Genomic DNA, 2252 nt, shown 5'->3' on the forward strand with positions numbered 1-2252 from the left:
GTATCCGCCCTATGAACTACATATTTGATTTGTCGCTAATTTGCTTATAGTTCTGCGGATAAAGCTCTTTTATATTTTTATGGTTTATGGATGCTATGTTCAGTAGCGTATGTTTTAACCACTGGTACGGGTTGACCTCATGTTTTTTGCAGATAGCGAAGAAGGAATATATCATTGCCGACCGCTGTGCAGCTTCATGACTGCCAGCGAACAAGTAATTTTTGCGACCGAGGGCGACGGGTCTGATAGCATTCTCCACGAGGTTGTTGTCTATCTGCAGGCTTCCATCGTGCAGATATGCCGAAAGCGCATCCCATCTGGCATAGGCATATGCCATGGCTTTACCAATCTGGCTCTTTGGCAAGGTGTTCTTTATTTCTTCAAAGATCCATTTGCCCATATCGTTGATGATATCCAGTGAGTCTTTTAGACGAAGATCCTTGATCTGCCCAGGTGATAGGTTTTCTTCTTTTGCCCTGCGCTCGATCTTATAAAGCCCCTGTATCATCAGCAGTGCCTTTTCGGCCCTTGGACGGTCGTTCTGAAGTGCTTTTTCGAACTCACGGCGTGCGTGTGCCCAACACGCCAGATGGGTGATCTCCTTCTTTTTGCCATATTTGTCATAGGCAGCATATCCATCCGTCTGCAGATACCCCTTAAAGTTATCCAGCATGGATCTGGGCACGTGGCCGCCACGTGAAGGATTATAGTCAAACAGCACGGTCCTGTCCAACGGGCAATGGTACACCCAGTACCAACCTTGGTGGGCAGCTCCTTTTTTATCGCTGTCGAGTACTTTTATCGGTGTCTCGTCAGCCTGTAAATATCCTTTTGTTTTTGTATCGAAGACCAATTGGTCATAAAGTGGTTCGAGTTTGATCAGCGCTTCCTTTGTCCAGCCTTCGATCGTTGATGAGGCGATCTGTATGTTCTCCCTGGCGAAGATCTGCTTCTGTCAGTAAAGCGGGAGATGATCTTGGTATTTACCGGTCAGTATCATCGCTAATAGTCCTGCCCCGGGGATACCTCTTTCGATGACACGTTCGGGAAGCTCGCCGATCTTAACGCCATCTCCGTTTTTAGGCGTGTATTTATAGCGGATATAGCGTTTGATATAGAACTTTGCCGGTTCGCACTCCAATTCTTCGGTGATCTCCTTTCCGATGCATACCATATCCGTCAGGTCGCCTTCGGGATAGATCTCTATCTCCTGTACGGGAAGGTGTTCAGGCAACTTTGCACGTCCCTTATGGTTTGGACGTTTGCGGGTGTATTCGATCTTTTGTTTGATTTCCTCCTGCTGTTGCTCTACTTCTACAGGTGTTGCCTCAAAGGGGAGTTCAGTCTGGTTGGGATCACCCTCGAAGCGCTCACGCTTCTGGCCGAACTGCATCCGCCTGTACATGGCAAGCTGGGATTCCAGATATTCTATCTTTTCATCACGTTCAGCCAAGGCCTCATTACGGCTGGAAACGAGCTCTAAAAGAGCCTCTTTTGATAGGTTTTCCAGTGCTGTTCCCATACCCTAAAGATACGATTTATCAACGTTCCTGCAATCAAAAAAGCTGTTTTTGTGGCAATGAATAACGTTTTTTCTGTATGCTTTTTACAACCTGGACGCCCTCGATGAGCAATACCAGGTCGCTCCATGAGAGTTCACCTTTTTTAAGTGAAGATGTACCAAAAGTCCCCTGCTCCAGACGCTTGTAGTACAGCACAAAGCCCCCGTGTTCCCAGTGCAGAAGTTTGATATGGGTACGGCTACGGTTCAAAAACACAAATACCTCACCGCTGGTCGGCTGACGCCGCATCACCGAAATCACCAGGCCACAAAGACCGTCGAAACTCTTGCGCATATCGCAGTGCCCATCATATAAATAAAAACGGTGCGAGGAACCTAGCGAAAACATATCAGTAAAGACGGATCAGCTGGGAAAGTAAACCAAGATCGGTATCTACTTTGATCCGCACACCATTGGGGTAGATAACCTCAACATCGCCTTTTCTGACGCCCTTATCGATCGCGATAAAGCTGCCGCTGGATGTAGCGTTTTCTTTACTGCGCGAAAACCAGTAATAAAATTTGGCCTCGTTGATACCGTTTTCCTCGCAGTATCGTTTCTTGCTCATACCGCTCTGCTGCCAGTCTGCGATCATTGCAAACATCTGCACTCTTTTTTCTTCTTTGCTCATCCAGCAAAGCTACCCACGACATAGGATTATTCATAGACGTGGACCATAGGGCGGATACG

General features: G+C 47.2%; 2 protein-coding genes and 1 pseudogene. All 3 read right to left on the minus strand.

The window, feature by feature from the left end; all coding sequences use genetic code 11:
- Positions 1–16 precede the first annotated feature (16 nt).
- Positions 17–1522 (minus strand): annotated as a pseudogene (gene tnpC, locus G5B00_RS17745) (IS66 family transposase).
- A gap of 34 nt (positions 1523–1556) precedes the next feature.
- Positions 1557–1910: an IS66 family insertion sequence element accessory protein TnpB gene (tnpB, locus tag G5B00_RS17750; RefSeq protein WP_255453809.1), complete on the minus strand. Its 354-nt coding sequence runs from the start codon at positions 1908–1910 to the stop codon at positions 1557–1559.
- A 1-nt stretch (position 1911) separates the two neighbouring features.
- A complete protein-coding gene (gene tnpA / locus G5B00_RS17755) occupies positions 1912–2193 on the minus strand; it encodes an IS66 family insertion sequence element accessory protein TnpA (RefSeq protein ID WP_205966840.1) in 282 nt (93 codons plus the stop codon).
- Positions 2194–2252: the final 59 nt, after the last annotated feature.

This window comes from Parapedobacter sp. SGR-10, from assembly GCF_011030405.1.
Taxonomy (GTDB): Bacteria; Bacteroidota; Bacteroidia; order Sphingobacteriales; family Sphingobacteriaceae; genus Sphingobacterium.

What these genes read in the sequence shown, in the direction of transcription:
- tnpB (WP_255453809.1), bottom strand. Translation starts at nt 1,910, where the DNA reads ATGTTTTCGCTAGGTTCCTCGCACCGTTTTTATTTATATGATGGGCAC.
- tnpA (WP_205966840.1), bottom strand. Translation starts at nt 2,193, where the DNA reads ATGAGCAAAGAAGAAAAAAGAGTGCAGATGTTTGCAATGATCGCAGAC.